Origin of the sequence: Limnomicrobium aquaticum (assembly GCF_040545545.1) — a bacterium.
Classification (GTDB): Bacteria; Pseudomonadota; Alphaproteobacteria; order Rhizobiales; family Rhizobiaceae; genus Ensifer_A; species Ensifer_A aquaticum.
Map to the genome: position 1 here is coordinate 154,095 of NZ_JBEPMB010000008.1, position 25,251 is coordinate 179,345.

The following is a 25,251-nucleotide window of genomic DNA, read 5'->3' on the forward strand; positions in this document are numbered from 1 at the left end:
GTCACAAATCTAGCGGGAAAACGGGGTGTCATGAAGCGGCGGATGTGTCCGATATGGGGTCTATTTCGGCCAATCTGTAACGAGATCCGCGCGGATGGCGCCGGGCGTCGTTCCGGTCCAGCGCCGGAAGGCACGGCGGAAATTATGGGGGTCGGTAAAGCCCACGGCATGGGCAATCTGTTCGATCGACATCATCGGATTGGCCAGAAGCTCCAGCGCTCGCCCTTTACGCAGACCGTCCAGCAGGGTCTGGAACGAAACGCCGCTTTCGGCCAGCCGGCGGCGGAGTGACCGCTCGCTCATGCCCAATTCCTTCGCCACATCGCCGATGTTGTTGCGCCCGGCGAGATTTTGCCTCAGTGCGCGCTCCACCTGCTCTATGATCTCGACTGCCTCGCGGTTCCGTGTGCGGGTGTAGGCGAGGAATTCGAGCAATTGCCGGTGGCTGAAAGGATCGGCGCTCGCAATCGGCATCTCGTACCACCGCGCGTCGCAGATAAAGGCGTTTTCCAATTGGCCGAAGCGGACATCGCAGCAGAAAATGCGTGCATATTCGGCCGCATAAGGCGGCGGCGGATAGGCGAGGTCGATGCGCAAAGGCCGGAAGGCCTCGCCTGCCAGTTCGCGGCCAATGCCCATGAAGCTGGCGAAGGCCTCCTCAATCAGGAAGGCATAAATGTCCGGATCGTGAAAGCGGCTGGCCGCGGTATAGGCCACGCCCTCGGCCACGTCCTTCTTGTCGAACTCCAGCATGCTGCCGGTGTCTTTCTGCAGGGCAAGACCGATATTGACCGCGTCGCCTATGGTTGCTGCCGTCAACATGGCGTAGCCGACCAGGCCGACGGACGTGATCTTCTCGCGAATGCCGGTTTCCAGCCCGAGTGCGCGGCCCTTGGTCATGCTAAGTGCTCGCAACACGATTTCGCGGCCTTGCCGGAAGGAGATGCGGCAGCCGGGATCGGCCAGATCGGTGATCGTGACGCCAAGGCCGACCATCAGCCGGGACGTATCGCATTCAAGATCGTTGAGCGTTGCCACAAGGCTTCGGATCAGGAAGGCCGGGATATTGGCAGTCACGTAACGCGTATCGATCGATTTCAAATGACCCCTCCGGATGACTTGTCTCAAGCGCCCGCTGCTTATGACATGTCCTGCGGGTGCACGTAAGGCTCGGTCGCGCAAGGCTGGCCGGATATGATCCTTGGTATTAGCCGGGAAGGAGCGCTTATATGACGTTCAGTCCCGCCGGGGGCAGGGGCGCCCGCAGTCGGGCGACCAGGCCGTCCTCGGCGAAGTGGATTTCCGCTTTCCCCTCGATTTGCGAGGACAGGATGCGCTCGATCATCAGGCTGCCGAACCCCTGACGGTCAGGCATGCGGACAGGCGGGCCATCCATCTCTTGCCAAGAGAGATGGAGGATGGGGTGATCCATGGCCTCCTCCAGATGCCACACAATCCGGACGCGGCCGATATCCGAACTGAGTGCGCCGTATTTGACCGCATTGGTGCACAATTCATGGAGCGCCATTCCCAGCGCCAGTGCGGCGCGCGAGTTCAGAACCAGGTCTGGCCCTTCGACCGAAAAGCGGGACGGCTGGTGCAGGTCGAATGGTTTGATCGCCACCGCCACAAGCTCTGTCAGCGAGGCAGATTGTTCGACACCCCGCATCAGGAGGGCGTGGGCCTCGGCAATGGCCGCCAGTCGCCGGTTGAATGTCTCGATGACGGAAGGTTCGGTGCCGGCGGACCGAAAGGTTTGTCTGGCCACCGACTGGACTGTTGCCAGCAGGTTCTTCACCCGGTGATCCAGTTCGCCCATCAACAGCCTTTGCCGCTCTTCGTCGCGTCGGCGCTGGCGGCGCGCGGAGACCAGCTCGTCCATATAGGCGTCGATGGCGTGGCCCAATTGGCCAAACTCACCGTCTTCCGTACGCATGCCCGTCCGCGCAGTTTCATCCTGGCTGCGCCACGATTGCACGGTCTCGAGCAATCGGTTGACTGGCAATTGTATGGATCGTCGTGCCGTGAGGGCGGCCGCAAGGAAGACCGAAAGGCACGTGAAGAGGATAACCACGATGCCCACATAGGTCGCCCGCGTGACGCCGCGAAATTCTTCCTCGGTCGAAAGTCCCGCGCTGACATACAGACTGCGCGTCTGTCTGTCCGGCGGAAAATAGGCGAGGATGCGACGTGTGCCGTCCTGGCTTGTCAGTTCGAGCGTGCCGGGCTGGTCCGTTCGCACCAGACGCTGATATTCGTCCGGAATGCGGGTGCCAACGAAACGATCTGGATCGGGAAAGCGGGCCAGGATCACTCCGTCCCGATCCGCGATCGTGAGATTGCCGCCCGGTGCAAAATTGCGTTCCTTGATCTGGGTTTGCAGCCAGGTGAGATTGAGCGATCCGGCAACGACGCCCTTGACCGAGCCGCCCCCGTCAATGATCGGCACGGCAATTGGCAAGATTTTCGCATCGCTCAGGCGGCCCACGAGATAGGTTCCCACGGCCCGCCTGCCCGCAAGGGCCTCGCGAATATAGGGCCTGTCCGCCAGCGAAATGCCTTCCCCGCCTGGGCTCTGCCTGCAGCGCACCGTTCCGCGTGCATCGAGAACGGCAATCCCGGCAAATTGCGGCATCTGCCTGCCGACCCTTGCTAGATAATCGCCGCACATGGACGTCGCATCACCATCCAGCGCGGAGGCTGCGGAAACGGCGGCCAGCGTATCTTCGAGACCGATGACCAGCCGGCTGATTTCGAGGGCGGCAAGTTCCCCCGTCCGATACGCCTCATCGTGGATCTGCCTGATCCGCGCGGCCTTCATGGTGATAGGGACGACAACAAGCGCGCCCGCGAGCGGTATGATCGCCACGAGCAAAAGCAGGAATAGACGAAATTTCAGAGAAGACCTTGATATCATTCATCCCCCCGCATCATGCGGAGAGTGTAGCGCAATTTCCTAAAATACAAGGGGCGCGCAGCAATTCGAGTGCCGCCCTGGCGACGTTGGGCACGCTGGCTGCATCCGTCAGCCGAGACTCCGCATAGCCATTTTATGGCTTCTCTGCAGCCGGGCGATCAGATTCCGGACCCGTCCAGCTCGTCCATGTCATCGCCGTCCCAGGGCGCGGGCGCGAGACTGCGGTCGAGGCTCGCGGAGGGCATCGGCATCCAGCATTTCAGCTCGGATTCCGCATATTCGACCACTCTGCCGGGAACGGAATCCGAAGCGCGCCAGCCTTCGATGCCATGCCTGTCGCCGGGCGCCCAGAAGGCGACATCGACCTCTGCGGAACCCTGTTCTGACGAACGGATGGTCACCAGAACTCGAGTTCCGTCCTTGGGGGCGCTGTTCATGTGGCGCCATGTATTCGATTGTTCCATGACTTCCTCCCGTCGATAGCTGCTTCGTTCGACAGATCCAGCCTAGCGCAAGAGCGTCGACGCTGCCACGCGTTTGCTGCGGAGTGCACCGGGAGATTGGCCGAAGACCTTCTTGAAGGTCTTGGCGAAATAGGAGGCGTCCGCGAAGCCCAACTCGACCGCGATCTCGACCAGCGGTGCCTTCGTCTTCATGACCAGCTGTCTTGCCCGTTCCATCCGCACCTTCTGATAGACCGCGGCAGGAGTGCTGCCGGTGTTTTCGATAAAGATGCGTTCCAGCTGCCGTCGGGAGAGACCAACCGATTTCGCGATCTCAGGAATCGATATCTTTTTCTCCAGATGGCTTTCCATGAGGATCAGAGCCGCCCGCAGCCGGTCGTCGCCGCTTTCGATTTCGAGAGGACGACGTGGCTGGATATCGAACGCAGTGCGGGCCTTGTCGATCTGCAGCACCTCGAGCGCGTTGCGCTCGGCGGCGCGCCCCACATGGCGCCGGACGATGGAGGCCGCAAGGTCAGCTGCGCTGCTGCCGCCGGCGCATGAGCCGCGTTCATTGTCCAGATTGTAGAGCCGGTCGGCCCGCACGGGATGATCAGGAAAGCGTTCCCGGAAGGTCTGGTAATGAAGCCAGCTGACGCAGGTCTCGTGCTCCCGCATCAGGCCTGCTTCGGCCAGAATGAACGTGCCGGTGCAGATGCCAATGAGCGGCACTTTCTTCGTTGCGGTGACCTTGAGGAACCGGAGCGTCTCGTCATCCACCGCCAGGTCGTTTCGGAGCAATCCCCCGACAACGGCAATATAGTCGAATTCCGACGGATCGACGAAATCCGATGTGGGAGCGACCTGCACGCCGCAGCTCGAGGCGATCAGATGGCGCGTGCTGCCAAGGACTTTCCAGTCGGCCAGTACACGGCCGGATCTATCGGCTTCGTCGCTTGCGAGCCTCAGCGTATCGACGAACAGGGCGAAGGCCGAGAGGGTGAAGGACCGCGCCAGCACGAACCCGACCTGCAGGCGTTTGCCGGTGGCGACCTGACGTCCTTCCCTGCGCGGCATTTTCAAGATGAAGCCTCCATGGAGCGGTTCGGAGCCGCTCGGCAACCGGTCTGTCAATCGAAGTCTACAGCGCACCGCGCCGCATGCTGTTTTCAAACCGACGGAGTGTCAACGAGGACCGACAGCTGAACGATGCGAGCGAAATGACCATTTGCCTAAATTGAAGGCGAATATTCCACATATGGGATGGAACCACGAAAAACCTTCGCCGTTATGGCTGCAAATTGAAGTCCTGTACGCAGCCCGGCGCGGCGGTGCGTGCGATAGTCCCCTCCATCGGGAATTCGTCCCGCAATAACAAGTTTGGACACACTCATGAAACTGATCCGCACCCTTCTCGCCGCCGCGACCTTTGCCCAGATCGCCATTGCCGGCGCCGCTTTTGCAGGCTCCAATCTTGACGACGTCAAGAAGGCGAACACGCTGAAGATTGGCACGGAAGGCACCTACGCGCCCTTCACCTTCCACGATGCGTCCGGCAAGCTGGTCGGCTTCGACGTGGAGATCGGCGAAGCAATTGCCAAGAAGATCGGTGTGAAGCCGGAATTCGTCGAAGGCAAGTGGGATGGTCTGATCGCCGGTCTCGATGCCAAGCGCTACGACACCGTGATCAACCAGGTCGGCATCACCGACGCACGCAAGAAGAAGTATGACTTCTCGGAACCCTACATCGCCTCCAAGGCCGTGCTGATCGTCAAGCAGGACAATGACAAGATCAAGTCCTTCGCCGATCTCAAGGGCAAGAAGTCCGCGCAGTCGCTGACCAGCAATTTCGGCAAGATCGCCGAATCCAATGGCGCCGAACTGGTCGGTACTGATGGCTTCGACCAGTCGATCCAGCTCGTGCTGACCGGCCGTGCCGATGCCACCATCAATGACAGCCTTTCCTTCTTCGACTTCAAGAAGCACAAGCCTGACGCGCCGGTGAAGGTTGTTGCCACGGAAGCCAATGCCGACTATTCGGGCGTCATCATCCGCAAGGGCGAGCCGGAACTGCTGGCGGCGATCAACAAGGCGCTGGCCGACATCAAGGCTGACGGCACCTATGATGCCATCTCCAAGAAGTATTTCGGTCAGGACGTCTCGAAGTAAGTCACCCGGTTTCGCCGGAACCGCCATAACGCTATAGTCCGATCCGCTCCGCCTGCCGGGGCGGATCGTGTTTCAGGGGTATATGCCTTGCCTTCCTGGCTTCAACTCATGCTGGACTCGCTCCCGTCACTTCTGTGGGCCGGCCTCATCTTCACGGTGCCGCTAACGCTTCTGTCCTTCGTGCTCGGTCTTTCTCTCGGGCTGGTCACGGCGATCGCACGTCTGTTCGGCCCGAAGCCGGTAGCGGACGCGGCGCGCTTCTATGTCTGGGTGATCCGCGGAACGCCGCTTCTGGTGCAGCTTTTCGTCATATTCTATGGTCTGCCCAGTGCCGGCATCCTTCTCTCCGCCTTCCCGGCGGCACTCATTGGTTTTACGCTCAATGTCGGCGCCTACACGTCGGAGATCATTCGCGCCGCCATCTCCTCCGTTCCGCGCGGTCAGTGGGAGGCTGCCTATTCGATCGGCATGAGCTGGAGCCAGGCCATGCGCCGCACGATCCTGCCGCAGGCAACGCGCGTTGCGGTGCCGCCGCTTTCCAACACCTTCATCTCGCTGGTCAAGGACACATCGCTGGCGGCTGCGATCACCGTGCCGGAACTGTTCCAGACCGCGCAGCGGATCGTGGCAACCACCTATGAACCGCTGATCCTCTATATCGAGGCGGCGCTGCTTTATCTGGCGATGAGCTCCGTCCTTTCGCTCCTGCAGATGCGGCTGGAGAAGCGCTTTGCCCGCTATGGCGGCTTCCTGGAGGCGCGCACATGATCGAAGTTTCCCACATCGAGAAGCGCTTTGGCGACAACGTCGTGCTCAAGGATGTGAGCGTCACGCTCGCGGAAGGCACCGTGACTACACTTGTCGGGCCGTCGGGTGGTGGCAAGAGCACGCTGCTTCGCTGCATCAACCTTCTGGAGGTTCCGACCGCCGGTACGATCCGCATTGGCGACAAGTCGCTCGCGTTCCAGCCGGGCAGGAAGGTCGGCTGGGATGCGATCCAGCCTCTGAGGCGCCAGACCGGCATGGTGTTTCAGAACTTTCAGCTGTTTCCGCATCAGACGGCGCTTGAGAACGTCATGGAAGGTCTCGTCACCGTCCTGAAATGGCCAAAGGAAAAGGCGCGTGCGCACGCGCTTGAACTGTTGCAGAAGGTCGGCATGGCGCACAAGGCGGATGCCTGGCCTGCGACGCTTTCCGGCGGGCAGCAGCAACGCGTGGCAATCGCGCGGGCGCTCGCCCCATCGCCGCGCGTGCTTCTCTGCGACGAGCCGACGTCGGCACTCGATCCGGAACTGGCCGAAGAAGTGGTGGAAGTCCTGAGTCGGCTCGCGCGTGAAGGCACGACCATGATCATGGCGACCCATGATCTGCGTCTGGCCTCGCGAGTGGCCGATCAGGTGCTGTTCCTCGACGGCGGCCTGATTGTCGAACATGGCGCGCCAAGCCACATCTTCCAGGCACCCGAACAGGAGCGGACGAAAAAGTTCATCGCCTCGCTCAATGCCGGCCACAGCTACGAGATTTGACCTTCGTCTCTCAGGCCTTCGGGCCGATCGTCGTCGAGATTTCGCCCAGACCCGCGATTGAAATGACGCAGACGTCGCCCGGTACGAGCGGGCCGACGCCTGCGGGCGTTCCTGTCATGATCAGGTCGCCGGGCGCGAGGGCAATGGAGTGGGACAGGTAGGAAATGATTTCCGGGGTCGACCAGATCATCTCGGCAAGATCGGCATCCTGCTTGACCACACCGTTGACCGTCAGACGGATCGAGCCAGTCTCGGGGTGGCCGGCCTTCGCGACCGGATGAACCGGACCGATGACGGCAGAGCGGTCGAAAGCTTTTGCGAAGTCCCAGGGTCGAGCGAGATCCTTGGCGACCTGTTGCAGGTCACGCCGTGTCAGGTCGTTGCCGATCGCATAGCCCCAGACGTGGTTGAGCGCATCGTGTTCTGCGATATCGGCTCCAGCCGTCCCAATGGCGACGACAAGTTCGGCCTCGTAGTGAAAGTTCTCGGTCTGCGGCGGATAGGAGATCGTCGTCCCTGAATCGACGACGGCATCGGCAGGTTTGCTGAAGAAAAACGGGGGTTCGCGATCCGGGTCCTTGCCCATCTCGCGCGCATGGGCTGCGTAGTTGCGTCCGACGCAGAAGATGCGGCGAACGGGAAAGCGCGCTTCTGTGCCATGGACGGCAACCGTCGGCGTGATGGGGGCGGCAAAGACGAGGTTCATCGTAGGCTCCATCTTGATAGGCAGAACGCGTTCCGCATGTTCCGGTCAGGGGGGCTTACCCCTGCCGTTCGGGGATTCTGATGGCAGCCTTCCTGCTGCCGTGTCAAGCGCGAGCCTGCATGGCGCGACGACGAGAGAACCCGCCCTGCCGGCATTTCGGAGTAGGCAGGTTTCATCTTCCGAAGCATATCGTTCATTGACGGGAAAGTAGCGGTTTCAAACTAGAGCACGTCCGAGCCAAAAGTGCGTCAGCGGTTTTGCGTCCGGACCGCGAAAAAACAAAGAGATAGAGCATTTCAGGTGATCCGGTTTTCATCGGAAACGCTCGACGATCGTGCTCGGTCAGCCGGCCATCCGCATGGCCGCATTTTCGCGCTGCACCGGCTTGGTCGTGTAGGGAAGAACGCGCCGCAAAACTTCGAGCCCTAGCGCCTGTGCATTCTCCTGCGCCTTGTCGAGGTTGGAAATCCGCTCGGGATCGGCCGTATAAAGTGTCTCGCCAGAGGTGAACACGTCGCGATAGGCGGCACGTTCGATGATCGGCGTCGCGAAGACATGGACGCGGCGTTTGGAGAGCAGGTCCTTGACCGTCTGCAGCGAACGCGTCGTGACCATGGGGTTGATGCGGGTCAGCACGACGGAATGCGGAATGCGCATGTTGGCGCGGTCGGCGAGATATTGGATCAGCTCGATGACATTCGCGCCGCCTTCGGCATCCATGGCCGAGCCCTGGATCGGGATGATGACATATTGCGACTGGCCGATGGCTTGTGCGAGCAGCGGGCTGCGCGCGCCGGGCAAGTCAAGCAGAACGAAATCGACTTCTTCCCTGGCACGTTCGATATGGGCGTTGAGGCCTGCCGCGGTCACATAGGAGATGACCGAGAGCCGCTTCGGCGCATTCGTTCCCAGCTTCTCATGCCACTTGCTGAACCAGAGCTGCGGGTCGGCATCGAGCACTTTTACCGAAAAGCCCATGCGGATGAGTTCGCAAGCAACGATCGCGACCGCCGTCGTCTTGCCGGCTCCGCCCTTGGTATTCGCGAATGTAATGATGGCCATGACTGCCCCCGCTGTGCGTCTTCGTGCTGCCCCGCATGCGATTGAAATCGGCTGCGTTGAACATGTCCAAGTGTTGCGCAATTTATGGTTAACAGCCCGTAAAGTCGGGCCGCGAAAGCTGCGCCGAAGCGGGAATTTCAATAGGAATTCGAAAAACCGGGGGCTTTGATGCCGAGGTCACTCGACAAAGACCCGCACGCTTGCCGCCCGGCCTGCGGCGTCGATGACAGTCAGCGTTGAATAGCCCGCGCCCTCCGGCACCCATTGCAGGGTGCGGCGGCGAGATAGCTCGGGCAGGGGCTTGCCGTTGGCGAGCCAGTGAAAGGGCGCGCGGCCGCCCTGCAGTTTCAGCGACAGCGCTTCCGGCTGCACAGCGGCATCGTTGACGCCGAGATCCACCCGCGCGCCTTCCGGTGGATAGACGATCTGCGGAGCGGGTTCCTTCGCCGACATGGCAAGAAGGCCCGAAGATGTCATGGAAAAGCGTTTCTGGCTCATGGGAAGATCGGCGGCCGCGATGTGCCGGGCGCCTTGCGGCGCGGGCGGGAAGGGGGTAATCGCGACGCCCGATTTCACGAAGGCGTCAAAGAGGATGGGCGCGGCGGAAAGATATCCGGTCAGCCCCGGAACCGCGCCGTTGTCCGGCCGTCCGACCCAGACACCGACCACATGCGCGCCATCATAGCCGATCGACCAGGCATCGCGGTTGCCATAGCTGGTGCCGGTCTTGTAGGCGATGCCGAGCTGCCGGCTGCCGCGCGGTGCGAGTACGTCGGAGAGGATGTCGGTGATGTTCCAGGCGGCGACCGGTTCCATCAGCGGCTCGCCCTCGAGCTTTTCCGGCTGGTCGAGCACGCCGTCGCCGATCTGCACCAGCCGGCCACGGCTCGCCAGTCCGGCGTAGAGCTGCACGAGGTCCTTCAGCGTCACGCCGATGCCGCCGAGCGCTATTGCCAGCCCCGGCGCTTCATTGGGCGGGAGCACAGGCTTCACGCCAGCGCGGCGGAAGCGCACGAGCAGGCGGGTCGGGCCAACGGCGTCGAGCAGCCGGACAGCCGGGACATTGAGGGAAAGCTGCAGGGCCTCGCGTATGCTGACATCGCCCTGATAGGACATGTCGAAATTGCGCGGCCGATAGCCGAAGAAATCGGCCGGCCGATCCTCGATGATCGTCTGCTGCGCCACATAACCTTGTTCGAAGGCGAGGCCGTAGATGAAGGGCTTGAGCGTCGAGCCGGGCGAGCGCAAGACGCGGGTCATGTCCACCCAGCCGGCGCGGGCGGAATCGAAATAACCTGCCGAGCCGACTTCTCCGACGATGGCCCCGGTGCGGATATCGGCCATGACGATGGCCACGGACACCTTTGGCCCAAGCCGTTGGGCTGCGCTGGCGGCGGCGGATTCGAGACCCGCCTGGATATCGCGTTTCAGCGTTGTCTTGTGCTCCGTCGCGCCCGGCTGTTTTCGCACGGCAAGTTCGGCGAGGTGGGCGGCATAGGCCGGCAATTGCCGGCGCGCCGTGGGAACAGGTTGCAGGCTTGCGCGCTCGGCCTCGCCTTCGCCAACGACGGCGGCAACGGCGGCGCGGTTCAGCACACGGGCGCGCACCTTGGTGGCGGCTTCAGCATTGCGATCCGGCCGTCGCTTTTCCGGGAGCTGCGGCAGCGCGACGAGAAGTGCGGTCTGCGCGACATCGAGCCGAGAGGGTTCGCGGCCGAAATAGGCAAGGCTTGCCGCCCGCACGCCCTCGAGATTGCCACCATAGGGGGCGTGGGTGAGATAGAGGTTGAGGATCTCCGTCTTGCTCAGCCGGCGCTCGATCTGGAAAGCGCGGAACATCTGCAGGAGCTTGGCCGGAACGGAGCGTTCAGACCGCGGCTCTATCAGGCGGGCGACCTGCATGGTGAGCGTCGAGCCGCCCGAGACAATGCGGCCATGGGTGATCAGCTGAATAAAGGCGCGGCCGAAGGCGAGCGGATCGATGCCCCTATGCTCGTAGAAACGTCGATCCTCATAGGCGATCAGCATGCGGACGAATTGCGGATCGACATCGGCGACCGTTGTCTTCAGCCGCCAGCGGCCCTCCGGGGTGGCGAACGCGCGCAGCAACTGATTGTCGGCATCGCGCACCTCTCGCGACACGACCCGCGCGCTTTCAAGCGGCGGCGGAAAGGCGCGGTCGGCGGCGAACAGACCCATCACGGCAAGCCCTGCCATGCCGACGAGGGCTGCCAGTCCGATCCCGATCTTCGCGCGCGTCCTCATGGCCTTTGCCGCCTCAGCGCATCACTTCCATGCGGCCCAAGGCGGTGCGGGCCGAGAATTGCGGACGATACATGTCTTCGACGCTTGCCGCCGGATGATCGTAGACGCCCGGCGTCACCGCGCGCACGACATAGGCAAAAGTCAGATCGCGCTCAGCGTCGCCGGTCAGATCGAAGGCGGAGACGAAGCGGTCGTAGCGAAACTCGACATGGGCCGGCTGGATATCCGTCAGCCAGTCGAAATTGGTCAGCTGCGCGCTGCTGACCATGCTCGGATTGTCGATCTCGAGGCCCGCAGGCAGGAGATCGGTCACGAGAATGCGCTGCGGCCAGTCGTTATTCGCCACGACATGAAGAACCACGACATAGCGCTCGTTCTGCTTCGCCTGCGAGACATTCACCTCTTCGCCGGCCAGCGTGTAGTAGTGGCGCTCGATGGTGAAGCCGTCACCGCCGGCGGGCAGCGGCTGGGCGGGGGCGGCGACCGTCGTGACGTTGACGGACAGGGCATCCTTGCTGGTGTTGGTGACCGTCACCGGATGGCCGGCCAGCGCATCGCCCGTGGCGGTCGCCATGTATGCGCCCTTCTGGGTGGCGCCGTTGACGTTCAACGTCAGCCCATCGTCGCCATTCTGGAGCGCGCGGGCGGCAAGCAGCATCCAGGCCTGCTCCTGCGTGCTCGTATAGCGCCGCGTCTGCCAGTCCTTCGACACCACCGAGGCAAGTTCCGGAACAATGGGCGGAACCGGGCTGGTTTCCGCCGCAAGCGCCAGGATGGCTGCACCGTCGCGCAAGGTTGAGCCATAGTCGTTGCGCAAGAAACTTACGGGTTGTGCGGCCTGCTTTTGGGCTTCCTGCAAAGCTTCGACGAAGACGTTGCGCGAACGCTGGGCATCACCATAGAGGGCGAGCGCCGCCGCCAGGTGCGCCTTGGCAAGCGGGCTCGTCAAGAGATCCAGCTGCGTATCGGCGTAGTAGCGCAAGTCGCTGATCGAGGCCCGCTTGTTGCGCGCCAGAACATAGAGCGCATAGGCGATCTCGCTGCCATGCTCGCTCACATTGGTGTTGGCGCTCAGCGAATTCTGCAGGTTTTCCAGAGCCTGAACCATGGCCTGATCCGGCACGTCGAATTTCATTTCGCGGGCGCGGGTCAGGAAGTCGGTGACATAGGCATCGAGCCATGTATCGCCCGAACCCGGACCCCAGAGGCCGAAACTGCCGGTGGAGGACTGGTAGAACAGTTCGCGATAGATCGCATCCTGCACGCGCTGGTGCAATTCGGCGTCGTTGGCGATGCCATTGGCGGCGGCCAGTTCACTGAAATAGAGCAGGGGCAATGCGCTGGATGCGGTCTGTTCGGCGCAGCCATACGGATAGCGGCTGAGGCTCATCAGCAGTGCGGGGACGTCAAAGGCACTCGAGCGGCTGACATTGATGCTGACGGAGGCACCCGGCAGAACGCTGTCGGCGAGCAGATCGGCATTCACCGTCAGCTTCGCGCCCGCTGTCAGCGGGATCAGCCGCCGTTCGGTGACGGGAAGCTGGGCGGGGCGGACCGGAACCTCGACCGACTGGTCGAGCGAGAGCCCGCCAGCACCGGCCAGCCGGATCGCGACCGTGCCATTGCCGGGCGTACCGCCGGTCAGCGGCAGGGTGATGTTGTATTTGCCACCAGGGTCGAGATGCACCGTCTTGCTGGCCGAGGCCTCGTCAAGCTTGGTCGAAGCATTGCCGGTCACGGATAGCGTGTAGTCACCGGCTGGGGCATCCGTGTTGGCGAGATCGAGCCTCAGATCGGCCTTGTCTCCGGGGGCGAGGAATTTCGGCAGGCTCGCTGTCACGACGACCGGATCGCGGATGACCACATCCTGCGTCGCATGCCCGACGCCGGTTTTCGACCAGGCGACCGCCATGATGCGCGCCGTGCCATTGAATTGCGGGATGTCGAAGCTGACATGCGCCCTGCCATCCGCATCGAGCTTCAGCGGACCGGAGAAGAAGGCTACGAGCTTCTGCGTCGGCGGACTTGCCTGCAGATGCGCCTGGCCGCCATCGCCGCCGGTTCGCAGCGCGCCCATCGCGCCGAGCGAACCATCGATCAGGCGGCCATAAATGTCGCGGATTTCAAGACCCAGCATGCGCTGGCCATAATACCAGCCATCCGGCGAGGGCGGCTGGTAGCGCGTGAGGTTGAGAATGCCGACATCGACGGCGGCAATGGTCACATAAGCCTCTTCCTTCGCACCGGCCCCTTCGACTTGCACAGCAATGTCGAGCGGCTTGCGCGGCAGGGTCTTCTGCACCGCGTCGAACTTGATCGCGAGCTTGCGCTCGGCCGGATCGACGGCGGCCCATTTCACGCCGATGGCGCGCATCGGCATGTGGCTGTCCTGCGCGTCGCCGGGGCGGAAGAGCGTGGCGGTCAGATAGGTGCCGGCACCCCAGTCGGCCGTGACCGGCACGGCGATTTCGCCGCCGCCGGCCGCGATGTCCGCCTCATTGACGGACAGCAGTGTTTCGGACCCCGCCATGACCATGACATGGCCGCCATAGCGCGAGGTGAGCTTGAGCTTCGCCGACTCGCCGATTTTGTAACTCGGCTTGTCGAGCGCGATATCCAGCGCATCCGGCGTCTCGGTCGATTTCGCCGCGACATACCAGCCGGCGTTGAATTCGACGCTTGATTCCGGCCCGTTCGGATCCGCAGAACTAACTTCAAGGCGATAGCGGCCCCAGGCGACGGGGGCCGAGATGACGCCGCCTTCCGGTGTCGCATCCACCGCGCCGGCAGCTATCTGCTTGGTAGACATGACCGGCTCGAACTTCCAGGCGCTGCCGTCGCGATACCATTGATAGTTCCGCTCGACGGCCAGCAGCTTCCAGATCAGCCCCTTCATCGGTTGCTTCTGGCCATTACCATCGATGGCGATGACCCGGAAACCGGCCATGGCGTTTTCGCCGAGATTGCCCTCGAAATCCGGCTTGATCCCGATGCGCGAACCGTCCGCCTTGACCGGCAGGGTCAGCGAGCGCTCGACGGCGCGGCCGCCGGCTTCGACCATGCGCAGCGTGATGTTGGCGTTGATGAGCTGCGTGGTCGAGGGAATTTCCGAAAGCACGACGTCGATGGCGGACTTGCCCTGATCGTCCAGCGGATCGAGATTTTCCAGTGTCAGCTTGGAGTTCTGGGCATTGCTGTCGCCGGCATTGTCCGCGGCTTCGCCGTCATCGACCGCATCGGCCTTGCCATTGCCCTCGTCGGCGAGACCGAAGAAATAGCCCTTGTAGTCGTCGCGTAGGCGGGTCGGCTTCAGCACGACTTCGCCTTCAAGCGTGAGGCCTGCGGCTGGCGCGCCGTAAAGATAGCGGCCATCGACCTCAATATGGGCGGGGGCATCGACGCCGATTTCCTTCGACGTGGTCTTCATGTCGAATTCCGTGCGGTCCGGCACGAAATCGTCGACGATGAAGGTCTGCGAGCCGATGGAGGCCCCCTTCGGATCGACATAGATATTCATCGTCCAGGTGCCGCGCATGGCGTTCGTCAGGATCGGCAGATCGACGGTGTAGCCGCCGGCCTTGCCGCCTTCGGTGACGATCCGGCGATCTTCCACGCCATCTGGACGCAGGAAGACGAAGGTGAGCGGCAGGCTGTCGATGGACTTCGCGGAAATGTCGCGGGCGAGCGCTGCGGCGTGGACGGTTTCTCCGGGGCGATAGACGCCGCGTTCTGTCCAGGCATAGAGATCAATGGCGCCGGGCGCTACGCGGCCTGCGACGCCGCGATCCGAAAGGTCGAAGCCGGCGCGGGTCATGTCCAGGAACACATAGTCCTTGCCGTTCTGCTGGGCGGTGAGAACGGCGGGTGTCATGCCGGCGGTGCCGCGCATCAGACCGGCGCTGAACGTGGCGCGGCCATTGGCGTCGGTCTTCACCGTGCCGAGGATTTCATTGTTCTTAGCGAGCAATTGCAGATCGACGCCGGCGAGGGGCTTGGCGCTGCCGAGCGCGCGGGCAAAGACGTTGAGCCCGTCCGTACCGGCATAGGTCGTCAGGCCGATGTCCGAAACGACAAACCATTGTGTGGCCTGAGCGTCCCATTCCTGCCCGCCGCTATTGGGCACCACGGCGGTCAGCACATAGACGCCCGGCTTGCGCTCCGGCACGGCCTCATCGACGGGGAAGCTGGTGATGACGTCCTTGTTGAGCGTCTGCTTGATGTCGATGGAGCCCTGCCAGACCAGTTCGCCGTTGGTATCCCGGATCGTCTCGGCGCTGTACTTGTCGACCTGCGTCAGGAACTGCGAATTGTTCAAGAGCTGCGCGATGCTGCGGTCGCCGATGCGATAGAGCTTCAGATTGGCCGTGGTCGCGTTGACGGAAACGAGCGGAATACCGCGCCGTGCCGTCGAGGGCAGGACGAAATTGTCGCCGGTGAAGTGAACGGAGGCCGTACGGTCCTTCACGTAGACATCGACATTGACCTGCGCGAGAAGCGGCTCGTCGACGGAAGAGGGCAGGCCGGCGCGCAGCGAAATGCGGTAATGCTGGCCGAATTCCAGACCCTCGACGCAAATCTGGTTGTCCTTGGCATCCACACCCTTGGCGGCGGCATCGTTGACGGTCACGAAACTCGCGTAGTCGACACCGCTCTTCAAAAGCTTCTCGGAGAACTGCACGCAGGCGCGCGGCTGGGGATTGTCGTTGTCGAGCGTATCGCCGGTGACGCGAAAGCCCTTGCGGGCGCGAAGGTCGGCATAGGCGGCTTGCACCGCGGCTGAGGAGACAAGGTTTACGCTCGCCTTGTAGGCATTAAGCGCCTGACGATAGTTCTGTGCGTTTTCGAGCGACTTTGCGAGAACGGCGAGCGCGTCGGCGCGGGCGGAGGTGGTGCGGGTCAGCTGATAACCGTTGAGCGCGATATAAGCGGCGCGGAGAGCGAGTTGCGTGTCCTTGGGTTGGGTGTTGGCAGCGCGCGCCGTTTCGATCCAGAGGTCGGCGGAGTCAGGCGCCAGTGTGAGCGCTGTCTCAAACGCAGTCATCGCATGGGGAATATTGTTGGAGGTCGCATCAAGCCGGGCCAGCGCCAGCACGCTCTCAAGGCCTTGGTCCTTCAATTCGGCAGAGACGGTGAGACCGTTGCGCAGATCGGCGGCGGATTGGACGAATGTGTCGGAGAGGAAGGCGAGCGCGGGGGCCGCTCCAATATCGGGTTCCGTTACGGCAGAGATTTCGACCACCTTTCCGGCGATGGCGCCGGGGAAGGGGTTCATCTGATTGAAGTCGGATTTCAGGAAGCACCATTTCACCTTGGGGTTATAGGTGAAGGCGCGGCAGGACTTGTCGCCAATGCAGGCGGCGCTGCACTGGTCGAGCGTCACGTTCTGCACGGTGCGCAGGTCGAAGCCGAAATAGTCGCTGTCCTTGGTCGTGACGACCTGCCGCTTGGCATCGGCGGCGCTTGCAACGCCGCTAAAGTTCAGCAAGGCAATGAAAAGAATAGCGAAAATGTTGGTAAACGTGCGCTGTGACATGATTTTCCCCCTCATGCAGCCCGTCTGCGTGGGGCACTCTTGAGCCTCTTGGGAGCTTTGTCAACACAACGATTCTTGACGGTCGGGAGCCAGCCTTCGCGGTTCCCGACGGAACGAGAGCGGGCCTTAGCTTTGAGAAAAATTTTTCTCGTCCTGCGCCTGACGCACAATCTGCTGCCTTAAGTCTACTAATCGTCTGGATTATAAATCGGTCATCGCTGAGGAAAGGTGCCGTCATGACGACAGAGACTCAAAAGTATGCCTATCTGGTCAGAAAGCCGATGATCGCGCTGCCGCTGCCGCAGCGGATCGCGCAAGTCGCGGCGATTGCCGCGGCCTTCGGCTTCGTCATCGTCATGCTGGCCAGCGGTCACATTTCCTGAAACAGGAACACTCAAGGGACAGGGAGGTTCGAATGGAGAAGATACTCATCGTGCCTGGCCTGTTCGGTTCGGGCGAGGGGCATTGGCAGCGCCGTTGGCTTGACGATATCGCGGGCAGCCGGCTTGTGGAGCAGGCGGATTGGAACCGACCGTGTCTCGACGAATGGGTCGAGCGGCTGGAGGCGGAATTGGCTGACGGTCCGGCCTATATTGTTGCCCACAGTTTCGGTTGTCATGTGACTGCGGCATTGGCGCGGCGCGCATCGGCCGGCCGTGTTCGGGGGGCCATGCTGGTCGCGCCCTGCGACATTGCCGCGACCCGGAAACGGCATGCGGACAATCTCGGGGCGGTTCAGGCATCGCAGGCATGCAGGCTTCCTTTTCCGTCGGTGGTTGTCGGCAGCCTTAACGATGTCTACATGCCGTTTGAAAATTTGACGCAGATAACTGCGGAATGGGGCAGCGATGTTCACATTCTCGGTCAGGCGGGTCATATAAACATCGAAAGCGGTTACGGTCGCTGGACCGGCGGATATGCACTTTTCCGGCAGATGCAGGCGCGCGTGCAGCATCGGGACAAGATACCTGCCAGACGAGAGATCTCGTCGCGGTCCTATGACGCGCTGCGAGACTATTCAGCCTTCCGCATCGCCGCCAGTACTGGCGACTGCAACGAACAGAGGAGTACACCATGAGCCTTCGCATTAACGACATTGCCCCGGACTTCACCGCAGAGACGACGCAGGGGACGATCCATTTCCACGACTGGATCGGCGATGGCTGGGCGGTCCTGTTCTCGCATCCGAAGAATTTCACGCCGGTCTGCACCACCGAGCTCGGCGCCATGGCCGGGCTTGAAGGCGAGTTTCGCAAACGCGGCGTCAAGGTCATCGGCATTTCGGTCGATCCGGTCGAAAGCCACGCCAAGTGGAAGAACGACATCCGCGTTGCCACGGGCTTTGATGTCGACTACCCGCTGATCGGCGACAAGGACCTCAAGGTCGCCAAGCTATATGACATGCTGCCGGCCGGCGCGGGTGAAAGCTCCGAAGGCCGCACACCGGCCGATAACGCCACCGTGCGCTCGGTCTTCGTCATCGGTCCGGACAGGAAGATCAAGCTGATCCTGACATATCCGATGACGACGGGCCGCAATTTCGCGGAAATCCTGCGCGCCATCGATTCCATCCAGCTCACGGCCAAGCATCAGGTGGCAACACCCGCCAACTGGAACCAGGGCGACGATGTGATCATCACGGCGGCCGTGTCCAACGAAGACGCGATTGCCCGCTTCGGCTCGTTCGATACGGTTCTGCCCTATCTGCGCAAGACGAAGCAGCCGGCTGCCTGATTTTCAGACCGAACAAGCAAATCGCCCGCCGTAAAGGTCCGGCGGGCGCTCTGCCTTGTTCGGCTAAACCCTGGAATTATCGACGCTTGTCGGCTGCCAGGATTTCGCGGGCGATCTGTTCCAACGGCACGATCCGGTCGACGCCGCCCTTGGCAACGGCCTCCTTGGGCATGCCGTAAACAACGGATGTTGCCTCGTCCTGCGCGATGTTGAAGGCGCCGGCCTGGTGCATTTCCAGCATTCCGCGCGCGCCGTCATCGCCCATGCCGGTCATGATCACGCCCATGGCGTTCGAGCCGGCGGAGCGGGCGGCGGAGCGGAAGAGCACGTCGACCGACGGACGGTGGCGCGAGACGAGTGGACCGTCGCGGACGGAGACGACATAGCGCGCGCCCTGACGTTCCAGCAGCATATGCTTGTCGCCGGGCGCGATGAGGACATGGCCGCGCAGGACGGGATCGCCATTTTCGGCCTCCTTGACCTCCACTTCGCAAAGCCCGTTCAGTCGCTTGGCAAAAGCAGCGGTGAATTTTTCCGGCATGTGCTGGACGATGACGATGCCGGGCGTGTTGGCGGGCAGGACTTCGAGCAGTTCGCGCAGCGCCTCCGTGCCACCGGTGGATGCCCCGATGCAGCACACCATTTCCGTCGTCTTGGCCATCGCGCGGCCTGTCGGCGGGGGGAGGACGGCGTCTGCAGTGAGCTTGGCGGCAGGACCGCTGGACATGGAGCCCGTGGCCGACCGCTTGCGCATGGCGCCGAGGCGCGCCTGTGCGGCGGCTCGGATGGTCTGGCGGATGCGTGCACCGGATTCGGCGAGAAAGTCGGCGGCCGCGATCTTCGGCTTGAGGATCACATCGACCGCGCCGGCTTCCATGGCCTGCATCAGCGTCTCGGAGCCAGACTCGGTCAGCGAGGAACACATGACGACCGGAATCGGGTGCTGTGACATCAATTTGCGCAGGAAGGTGATGCCGTCCATCTTCGGCATTTCGACATCAAGCGTAATGACGTCCGGGACGTCTTCCTGGAGCTTCTTGGCGGCCATGAACGGATCGCCAGCCGCGCCGATGATCTCGATATCGCCTTCTTCCGTCAGAACCTTGGCAAGCGCTTGCCGGACGCTGGCGGAGTCATCGACGATAAGGACCCGTATTTTTTTCTCTGCCATGGCTGTCAGACCCTCCTGAAGACCGTGTTGGCGACTTGTTTCACCGGCAGATCAAGTCCGGTGATCGTTTCGGAATGACCGACATAGAGAAAGCCGCCGGAGATGAGATTGTCGCAGAGCCGCTTCAGCACCTTCTGCTGTGTCGGCTTGTCGAAATAGATGAGCACATTGCGGCAGAAGACGATCTGCGTTTTGTCACCAATTTCGTATTTCTCGTCCATCAGGTTGAGGCGTGCAAAGCCGACCTTGGAGCGCAGTCTTGGATGGATGCGTACCTCGTCGCGCTCCTGATCCCGCGCTTCCATGACATAGCGCTTGCGCAGTGAGCCTTCTACAGGGGTGATCATGCTTTTCGGGTAGACGCCGCGTCGGGCAATCTTGAGCACTTCGGTAGACAGGTCGGTCGCGAGGATATTGTAGTCCAGGCTGTTATGCGTGCGCAGAAACTCTTCCATGACCATGGCGATCGTGTAGGCTTCCGCGCCAATTGAGGCCGCAGCGCTCCAGATACGCAGGCGCCGGTGGCCGTCTGCGACAAGCGTGGGAAGAGCCTTCTCGAACATGTGCTCGAAATGCTTCGGCTCACGGAAGAAGTCGGTCTTGTTGGTGGTCACTGCATCCATCAGGTGGATGGCTTCGCGTTCCAGACCGTCCTGCCTGAACAGATAGTCGCAGTATTCGTCAAAGGTTTCGATATCGGTCGCCCGCAGGCGCCGACGCAGGCGGCCTTCCAACATCGTCTTCTTGGCCGGAGGCATCTTGATGCCGCTATAGTCATAAATGTAACGGGATAAACGCTCGAAATTCTTCGGGCTGATGCCCCCCGCATCGAATTGATCTCTTGCTTCTGCGACTGACACGCTTGAACTCTTTCAGTTTCAGAGCGCGGGCCCGCCCCATGTGCAAACGCACGTCCCGCGCATTCAAAAGTTATCTTGAAACGGCGGCGTGCGCTCGGCGCCCGCCGTTTCCTGTTTGACGCACTCGAAAACTGCTCACGCCGACCTGGCTTGCGGACCTGCAACCAGAGACGTGACGTCGGCGCCCGTGAACAGCCTGCCGAGATCGATGATCACGACGAAGCCGCCGTTGCGGCGCACTACGCCCGAAATATATTCCGACGACCAGCGCACGCCGATATCGGGTGCGCCTTCGACGGCGTCTTTCTGGAACGAGGCGACCTCGAAGACGCGGTCGGCGACAAGGCCGAGCGTCAGGAGGCGACCGGCAATCGGCACGTCGATGACGAGAACGCGTGTATGCGTCGTCTTTGCCATGCCCGACATGCCGAGCCGCAGCCGCAAGTCGATAACCGGAACGCCCTGGCCGCGCACGTCGCGAAGGCCCAGAAGGTAGTCGGGACCGTGCGGGATGCGAAATACATCCTCATGGTCAAGGATTTCCCTGACCACTTCGACCGGCACGGCAAAGCACTCGTCGTCGAGGCCGAAGGTTACATATTGCGATTCAGAGGCGTTCGTAGCCATTTATGCACTCTCCTTGAAATCGTGGTCGTCGCTGTCGGGGCCGCCCATCGACATGTCGAGCGCGAAGCCCTTTACACGCGCCTGCTGGGCGGAGACGCTGTGGTCGGTGGATGCCTTCCTGGGTGCCGGCTTGGATACGGCCTTGGCCTTGGCGGGGGCCGGTTTGTGAGGCGCGGCATGTGCCATCGAGTGACGGGCAACGGTCTTCTGGCCACCCGTGTTATCGACCCTGAAGAAGGCGATGGAGGCCTGAAGTTCTTCTGCCTGTGCGGCGAGTTCTTCAGACGTTGCCGACATTTCTTCCGATGCGCCGGCATTCTGCTGCGTCACCTTGTCGAGCTGCTGGATCGCCTCGTTGATCTGAGAAGCGCCGATATCCTGCTCGCGGCAGGCGGCGGAGATTTCAGCAACCAGTTCCGCCGTCTTGCGGATATCCGGAACGAGCTTGGAGAGCATGTCGCCGGCTTCGGTCGCAACCTTCACCGTTTCGCCGGAGAGACCGGAGATTTCGGCAGCGGCGAGCTGGCTGCGTTCTGCGAGCTTGCGGACTTCCGAGGCGACCACCGCGAAACCGCGACCATGTTCCCCGGCGCGTGCTGCTTCGACAGCGGCGTTCAGAGCAAGCAGGTCGGTCTGGCGGGCGATTTCCTGGACGATCGAGATCTTCTCGGCAATCGTGCGCATGGCGCTGACGGCCTTGTTGACGGCTTCGCCAGAGGCTTCTGCATCCTTGGACGACTGGCGGGCGATCTTTTCCGTCTGGGCAGCGTTATCAGCGTTCTGCTTGATATTGGCGGCCATTTGTTCCATCGAAGCGGACGCTTCTTCGGCGGACGATGCCTGCTCGGTTGCGCCCTGCGAGAGCTGTTCCGAACCTGACGAGAGTTGCTGGCTGCCGGAGGAGACGTTGTCCGAAGCGGCAAGCGCATCGCCAACGACGCCTCGCAGACGCTCGACCATTGACTGCAGCGAGAGGCCCAAGGTGTCCTTGTCGGAGAGCGGCTTTGGCGTCACGGTCAGGTCGCCATTGGCGATCTGGTCGGCGACATGCGCGGTGTTGCGCAGGTTGCCGGTCATGACGTTGATCGTATCGACCAGATCCTTGATTTCGTCATTCGTCTTGATCTGGACGTCCTGGTTCAGGTCGCCGATGGAGACGGCTTCCGCGACAGTCTGGATTTTCTTCAGGCCGGAGTTGATACCCAGGGCGATCCAGAGCGCGATGCCGATAGAGGCAACCAGCAGAAGCGCAAGGCCACCGATCAACAGATTGCGGGAAAATGCATATTCGTTGTCGGTCTCAGCATTAGTCTTGGCCAGGTCGGCCGCAATCGAGCTGTTGGCATTGTCGAGCGCCTTTACAAGATCGCCGGCCGCCTTGCGTGCCTCTCCCATGGAGATTTCGCCGGCCTGCTTGTTGCTCTCGGATGTGTTCTCCGATGCAAGCTTGACAATCTCCTCATCGAGCTGGTTCCACTTCTTGTACGTGGCATCAAACTCTTTCATGCTTTCGATGACTGCAGGGTTGTGGGAGATTTGCTTGATCTTGTCGGCGAGACCCACGGCCTGTGATTTGTAGGTTTTGACCTGTTCGACAAAGCCAGCAATCTGCTGTGCGTCAGTGCTGATGATGGCGTTCTTTTCCATCCGCACAGCGTTCAGGACTGCAGCCGAAAGATCGCCCGAGTTGCGCAGATTTGCGGCGGGCCCATCGACGATCATAGAAATCGCCGAGTTGAGCGACGAAAGCTTGACGATCGCCAGTCCTGACATCGCAGCCGACATGAAAATCATCAGTCCGAATGCAAGCGCGAGCTTGAGTTTGATAGTAAAGCGCATATCGACCCCCGTGAGTGTGATGCGTGAAAAAATTGGTCTCTTCAGACCTTGCCGATTTGATATTCGCGAAGACCGATAAACTCACCAGTCCGCTATCCGGTTACCCGTTTCTTGACACCGGGGATCCCCCGTTCCCCGATGTCACTAGCCCGCAATCATCGCGAGCCGTCTTTTCGCTGGCCGTCAGCCGGCCTGATGGAAGTGATCGTCGTCGTGATCGGGACCGCCTACGTCCATGTCGAGCGTGAAACCTTTTGCCTTCGCTTTGGGTGCGGGCGCAGATGCGCGCGTCGCCGGCTTGGGACTATTCTTCCTTATCGGAGCCTCAGCCATCTTGGCCGCCGTCGCCTTGAGCCTCTTCACCGGGCTGGCCTCTTCCGCCGCCTCGACCTTGAAGAAGGTGATGGAGGCCTGCAGTTCCTCGGCCTGGGCGGCGAGTTCTTCCGACGTGGCCGACATCTCGTCCGAGGCGCTGGCGTTCTGCTGCGTCACGCGGTCGAGCTGCTGGATCGCCTCGTTGATCTGGCTGGCGCCGATGTCCTGCTCGCGGCAGGCGGCGGAGATTTCGGCCACCAGTTCCGCCGTCTTGCGGATATCCGGGACGAGCTTCGAGAGCATGTCGCCGGCTTCTGTCGCGACCTTCACCGTTTCCCCGGAGAGACCGGAGATTTCGGCGGCAGCCTGCTGGCTGCGCTCAGCCAGCTTGCGGACTTCGGAAGCCACGACCGCGAAGCCGCGGCCATGTTCGCCAGCGCGTGCTGCCTCGACAGCGGCGTTCAGAGCAAGCAGGTCGGTCTGGCGGGCGATTTCCTGGACGATGGAGATTTTCTCTGCAATCGTGCGCATGGCGTTGACGGCGCGATTGACGGCCTCACCGGAAGCTTCAGCGTCCTTGGACGACTGACGGGCGATCTTCTCGGTCTGGGCGGCGTTATCGGCGTTCTGCTTGATGTTCGCAGCCATTTCTTCCATCGAGGCGGAGGCCTCTTCGCCCGACGCTGCCTGTTCGCTGACCCCTTGCGAGAGCTGCTCGGCAGCGGACGAGAGCTGCTGGCTGCCGGATGCCACCTGATCTGCTGCAGTGGAGATGCCAACGGCGACGGTCGACAATTGCTCGACCAGCGCGTTGATGGCGTCCTTCATCTTCTCATGGTCGCCCTCGCATTCAATCTCGACAAACTGCCGGAGATCGCCTTCGCTGACGAGTTCGAGAACGCGGTTGCCTTCGGCGATCGGCAGGATGATGGCGTCGAGCATCCCGTTGATGCCGGCAACCAGCTTTGCAAAATCGCCGACAAACTGATCTGCTGAGCCGCGTTCGCTGAGCTTGCCCTCCGTGGAGGCCGCAATCAGCCGCCGAAGTTCGGAGATGATGGCGCGGAAATTGGCGCGCAGCGTTTCGATCGTTTCGTTGATGAAGGCCTTCTTGCCGGGGAACTGTTCGAGCGGCGCGTCGAAATTGCCTGCGCCGAATTCCTTGATGCAGGCCATGGCCTTTTTCTTGACAGCGATGTGGCCGGCAACCATGTCATTGATGCCATTGGCCATCGTCGCAAAGTCGCCTTTGAACCGATCCACTGGCACGAATACGTCGATATCGCCCTTGTCGTGTTCGGTGGACATGTTCTTCATTTCGGCGATGAGGCCGCGTAGATTGGCGCGCAGCGTCTCGATCGTCTCGTTGATGAAGGCCTTCTTGCCGGGAAACTGTTCAAGCGGCGCGTCGAAATTGCCGGCGCCGAATTCCTTGATGCAATCCATGGCCTTCTTCTTGACCGCGATGTGGCCGGCGACCATGTCGTTGATGCCCTTGGCCATGGTGCCGAAATCGCCCTTGAACCGTTCGACGGTGACGAAGACATCGATGTCGCCCTTGTCGTGTTCTACGGACATGGCGTTCATTTCGCCGATCAGGCCGCGCAGATTGGCGCGCAGTGTCTCGATCGTTTCGTTGATGAAGGCTTTCTTGCCCGGGAACTGTTCGAGCGGCGCATCGAAATTGCCTTCGCCGAGTTCCTTGACGCAGGCCATGGCCTTCTTCTTGACTGCGATATGGCCGGCGACCATGTCGTTGATGCCCTTCGCCATGGTGGCGAGGCTGCCCTTGAAGGTCTCGGTCGGGATCGTCGCGTCGATGTCGCCGCGGTCATGTTCTGCGGACATGTGGGCAATCGAGTGGCCAAGGCTGTCGACCGGTCGCATGGCCGCGTCCAGGAGCGCGTTGACGGCTTCCAGCACATCGCGTGCGCCCCCCGTGGCGCCAGCGAGATCGGCGCGTCCGGAAAAGTCGCCCCCATGAAATGCTGCTGTCAGACGTCTGATCTCTTCGACGGCCGTCGGTGACTGTGAAGATTTCTTCATCTGCGTGAGAATGGACATTGCATAACCCCCAAGTTCTG

18 protein-coding genes and 1 pseudogene are annotated in these 25,251 nt (G+C 61.7%); 6 read left to right on the plus strand and 13 right to left on the minus strand.

All coding sequences use genetic code 11. From position 1 onward, the window contains the following. Positions 1-60: 60 nt before the first annotated feature. From ABID16_RS19910 to ABID16_RS19925, 4 genes are all read right to left on the minus strand, one after another. Positions 61-1,101, minus strand: a complete 1,041-nt coding sequence (locus ABID16_RS19910) for an AraC family transcriptional regulator (protein WP_354558109.1) — start codon at positions 1,099-1,101, stop codon at positions 61-63. 124 nt (positions 1,102-1,225) lie between these two features. Next, positions 1,226-2,917 (minus strand): HWE histidine kinase domain-containing protein, encoded by a 1,692-nt coding sequence (locus ABID16_RS19915; protein WP_354558110.1) that lies wholly within the window; start codon positions 2,915-2,917, stop codon positions 1,226-1,228. A gap of 158 nt (positions 2,918-3,075) precedes the next feature. Beyond that, on the minus strand, positions 3,076-3,381 hold the full coding sequence (locus ABID16_RS19920) for a hypothetical protein (RefSeq protein ID WP_354558111.1): 306 nt from the start codon (positions 3,379-3,381) through the stop codon (positions 3,076-3,078). A 42-nt stretch (positions 3,382-3,423) separates the two neighbouring features. Next, positions 3,424-4,437: a GlxA family transcriptional regulator gene (locus ABID16_RS19925; RefSeq protein ID WP_354558163.1), complete on the minus strand. Its 1,014-nt coding sequence runs from the start codon at positions 4,435-4,437 to the stop codon at positions 3,424-3,426. A gap of 315 nt (positions 4,438-4,752) precedes the next feature. Here ABID16_RS19925 and ABID16_RS19930 point away from each other — a divergent pair, with 315 nt between their 5' ends. From ABID16_RS19930 to ABID16_RS19940, 3 genes are all read left to right on the plus strand, one after another. Continuing rightward, positions 4,753-5,529, plus strand: coding sequence for an amino acid ABC transporter substrate-binding protein (locus tag ABID16_RS19930; protein ID WP_354558112.1), 777 nt, complete (start codon positions 4,753-4,755; stop codon positions 5,527-5,529). A gap of 87 nt (positions 5,530-5,616) precedes the next feature. Continuing rightward, positions 5,617-6,297 carry an amino acid ABC transporter permease gene (locus ABID16_RS19935; protein WP_354558113.1) on the plus strand — a complete coding sequence of 227 codons (681 nt, stop codon included), beginning with the start codon at positions 5,617-5,619 and terminating at the stop codon, positions 6,295-6,297. Next, a complete protein-coding gene (locus tag ABID16_RS19940; RefSeq protein WP_354558114.1) occupies positions 6,294-7,055 on the plus strand; it encodes an amino acid ABC transporter ATP-binding protein in 762 nt (253 codons plus the stop codon). The genes ABID16_RS19935 and ABID16_RS19940 overlap by 4 nt, the downstream gene beginning before the upstream one ends. Before the next feature lie 10 nt (positions 7,056-7,065). Here ABID16_RS19940 and ABID16_RS19945 read toward each other — a convergent pair whose 3' ends face one another. From ABID16_RS19945 to ABID16_RS19960, 4 genes are all read right to left on the minus strand, one after another. Continuing rightward, complete coding sequence (locus ABID16_RS19945) at positions 7,066-7,761, minus strand: fumarylacetoacetate hydrolase family protein (protein ID WP_354558115.1); 696 nt, start codon at positions 7,759-7,761, stop codon at positions 7,066-7,068. Positions 7,762-8,103: 342 nt separating this feature from the next. Beyond that, positions 8,104-8,823: an AAA family ATPase gene (locus ABID16_RS19950; RefSeq protein WP_354558116.1), complete on the minus strand. Its 720-nt coding sequence runs from the start codon at positions 8,821-8,823 to the stop codon at positions 8,104-8,106. 177 nt (positions 8,824-9,000) lie between these two features. Next, a complete protein-coding gene (pbpC, locus tag ABID16_RS19955; protein WP_354558117.1) occupies positions 9,001-11,088 on the minus strand; it encodes a penicillin-binding protein 1C in 2,088 nt (695 codons plus the stop codon). A 13-nt stretch (positions 11,089-11,101) separates the two neighbouring features. Next, a complete protein-coding gene (locus ABID16_RS19960; RefSeq protein WP_354558118.1) occupies positions 11,102-16,621 on the minus strand; it encodes an alpha-2-macroglobulin family protein in 5,520 nt (1,839 codons plus the stop codon). A gap of 236 nt (positions 16,622-16,857) precedes the next feature. Between ABID16_RS19960 and ABID16_RS19965 the strand changes: the two genes are divergently transcribed. From ABID16_RS19965 to ABID16_RS19975, 3 genes are read left to right on the plus strand one after another with little or no spacing between them, the layout of a single operon-like run. After that, complete coding sequence (locus ABID16_RS19965) at positions 16,858-17,004, plus strand: hypothetical protein (protein ID WP_354558119.1); 147 nt, start codon at positions 16,858-16,860, stop codon at positions 17,002-17,004. Positions 17,005-17,036: 32 nt separating this feature from the next. Then, positions 17,037-17,699 (plus strand): RBBP9/YdeN family alpha/beta hydrolase, encoded by a 663-nt coding sequence (locus tag ABID16_RS19970; protein ID WP_354558120.1) that lies wholly within the window; start codon positions 17,037-17,039, stop codon positions 17,697-17,699. Then, positions 17,696-18,355 carry a peroxiredoxin gene (locus tag ABID16_RS19975; RefSeq protein ID WP_354558121.1) on the plus strand — a complete coding sequence of 220 codons (660 nt, stop codon included), beginning with the start codon at positions 17,696-17,698 and terminating at the stop codon, positions 18,353-18,355. Before ABID16_RS19970 ends, ABID16_RS19975 begins: the two co-directional genes overlap by 4 nt. A gap of 76 nt (positions 18,356-18,431) precedes the next feature. Here ABID16_RS19975 and ABID16_RS19980 read toward each other — a convergent pair whose 3' ends face one another. From ABID16_RS19980 to ABID16_RS20000, 5 genes and pseudogenes are all read right to left on the minus strand, one after another. Beyond that, positions 18,432-19,526, minus strand: a complete 1,095-nt coding sequence (locus ABID16_RS19980; protein ID WP_354558122.1) for a protein-glutamate methylesterase/protein-glutamine glutaminase — start codon at positions 19,524-19,526, stop codon at positions 18,432-18,434. Positions 19,527-19,531: 5 nt separating this feature from the next. After that, a complete protein-coding gene (locus ABID16_RS19985; protein ID WP_354558123.1) occupies positions 19,532-20,386 on the minus strand; it encodes a CheR family methyltransferase in 855 nt (284 codons plus the stop codon). Positions 20,387-20,521: 135 nt separating this feature from the next. Continuing rightward, positions 20,522-21,013, minus strand: coding sequence for a chemotaxis protein CheW (locus ABID16_RS19990; RefSeq protein ID WP_354558124.1), 492 nt, complete (start codon positions 21,011-21,013; stop codon positions 20,522-20,524). Beyond that, the gene (locus ABID16_RS19995; protein WP_354558125.1) at positions 21,014-22,852 is read right to left on the minus strand and encodes a methyl-accepting chemotaxis protein; all 1,839 of its coding nucleotides are present in this window, start codon (positions 22,850-22,852) and stop codon (positions 21,014-21,016) included. 377 nt (positions 22,853-23,229) lie between these two features. Beyond that, a pseudogene (locus ABID16_RS20000) lies at positions 23,230-25,231 on the minus strand (methyl-accepting chemotaxis protein); the annotation flags it as partial. Positions 25,232-25,251 lie beyond the last annotated feature (20 nt).

Bases quoted from the DNA above. Each gene is read 5' to 3' on its own strand.
- ABID16_RS19915 (WP_354558110.1), bottom strand. From the start codon at position 2,917: ATGATATCAAGGTCTTCTCTGAAATTTCGTCTATTCCTGCTTTTGCTC.
- ABID16_RS19920 (WP_354558111.1), bottom strand. From the start codon at position 3,381: ATGGAACAATCGAATACATGGCGCCACATGAACAGCGCCCCCAAGGAC.
- ABID16_RS19925 (WP_354558163.1), bottom strand. From the start codon at position 4,437: ATGCCGCGCAGGGAAGGACGTCAGGTCGCCACCGGCAAACGCCTGCAG.
- ABID16_RS19930 (WP_354558112.1), top strand. From the start codon at position 4,753: ATGAAACTGATCCGCACCCTTCTCGCCGCCGCGACCTTTGCCCAGATC.
- ABID16_RS19940 (WP_354558114.1), top strand. From the start codon at position 6,294: ATGATCGAAGTTTCCCACATCGAGAAGCGCTTTGGCGACAACGTCGTG.
- ABID16_RS19945 (WP_354558115.1), bottom strand. From the start codon at position 7,761: ATGAACCTCGTCTTTGCCGCCCCCATCACGCCGACGGTTGCCGTCCAT.
- ABID16_RS19950 (WP_354558116.1), bottom strand. From the start codon at position 8,823: ATGGCCATCATTACATTCGCGAATACCAAGGGCGGAGCCGGCAAGACG.
- pbpC (WP_354558117.1), bottom strand. From the start codon at position 11,088: ATGAGGACGCGCGCGAAGATCGGGATCGGACTGGCAGCCCTCGTCGGC.
- ABID16_RS19960 (WP_354558118.1), bottom strand. From the start codon at position 16,621: ATGTCACAGCGCACGTTTACCAACATTTTCGCTATTCTTTTCATTGCC.
- ABID16_RS19965 (WP_354558119.1), top strand. From the start codon at position 16,858: ATGACGACAGAGACTCAAAAGTATGCCTATCTGGTCAGAAAGCCGATG.
- ABID16_RS19970 (WP_354558120.1), top strand. From the start codon at position 17,037: ATGGAGAAGATACTCATCGTGCCTGGCCTGTTCGGTTCGGGCGAGGGG.
- ABID16_RS19975 (WP_354558121.1), top strand. From the start codon at position 17,696: ATGAGCCTTCGCATTAACGACATTGCCCCGGACTTCACCGCAGAGACG.
- ABID16_RS19980 (WP_354558122.1), bottom strand. From the start codon at position 19,526: ATGGCAGAGAAAAAAATACGGGTCCTTATCGTCGATGACTCCGCCAGC.
- ABID16_RS19990 (WP_354558124.1), bottom strand. From the start codon at position 21,013: ATGGCTACGAACGCCTCTGAATCGCAATATGTAACCTTCGGCCTCGAC.
- ABID16_RS19995 (WP_354558125.1), bottom strand. From the start codon at position 22,852: ATGCGCTTTACTATCAAACTCAAGCTCGCGCTTGCATTCGGACTGATG.